The following is a 977-nucleotide window of genomic DNA, read 5'->3' on the forward strand; positions in this document are numbered from 1 at the left end:
CTAGGGCGTGTCTCCCATATGTGAGCGTGTAGGGGCGAGAAGGTCGAAGGATGAGCACTTCCGCGGCATCTCGGCAACAGATCCTGTCCGATGAACAGTGGGAGCGGGTGGCGCCGCTGCTCCCCTCGAACGCGGGCCGCAAGGGCCACCCGTTCACGAACAACAGGATGATCGTCGAGGGCATCATCTATCGTGCTCGAACCGGCATCCCATGGCGCGACCTGCCCCGGGACCGGTTCGGCCCTTGGCAGACTGTGTGGAAGCGCCACTACCTCTACGCGCAGCTGGGGGTCTGGGACCGGATCCACGCCGCGCTGATGGCTGAGGCCGACGCGAGAGGGGACATCGACTGGACGGTCTCGGTGGACTCGACGATCAGTCGCGCTCATCAACATGGCACGAACACCACGCGCCCGGACCAGCCCACAGGGGGCCGGAGCGAATCACAGGAATCTGGCAGTCGAGGAACCTGACGGGCATGCGGTGGGCAGGTCACGCGGCGGGCTGAGCAGCAAAGTCCATGCCGCCGTTGATGGGAATGGGATGCCACTGGCGATCGTGCTCACCGGCGGCCAGCGCAACGATGGTGCCATGCTCGTTGAGGTCCTGGACGACATCCGTGTCCCGCGCCTCGGTCCGGGGCGGCCCAGGACGCGGCCCGAGGCCGTGGTCGCTGACAAGGCGTACTCCTCGGGCAAGACACGCAAGATGCTCGCCGCGCGGGGCGTGAGATCGGTGATCCCGCAGAAGTCTGACGAGATCGCCTCTCGCCAGCGCAAAGGATCCCGTGGCGGCCGTCCCCCGCACCTCGACAAGACCACCTACGCCGGCCGTAACGTCGTCGAGCGGCAGTTCAGCCTGGCCAAGCAATGGCGCGGGATCGCCACCCGCTACGACAAGCACGCCATCTCCTACCGAGCCTGCGTGGTCCTCTGCGCGGTCGTGGCCTGGTTACGAAAATAGGAGACGCGCCCTAG

1 protein-coding gene is annotated in these 977 nt (G+C 66.4%); it reads left to right on the forward strand.

The genetic code is table 11. The features are described from left to right. Nucleotides 1–50: 50 nt before the first annotated feature. Nucleotides 51–963 (forward strand): IS5 family transposase gene (locus tag DEO23_RS15880; RefSeq protein WP_109277009.1). Its coding sequence is split into 2 segments (ribosomal slippage): nt 51–428 and nt 430–963, totalling 912 coding nucleotides; the frame shifts between segments, so codons are not numbered across the junction. The last annotated feature ends 14 nt before the right edge of the window (nt 964–977 follow it).

The organism is Brachybacterium endophyticum, assembly GCF_003130585.1.
In the GTDB taxonomy this organism is placed as follows: domain Bacteria; phylum Actinomycetota; class Actinomycetes; order Actinomycetales; family Dermabacteraceae; genus Brachybacterium; species Brachybacterium endophyticum.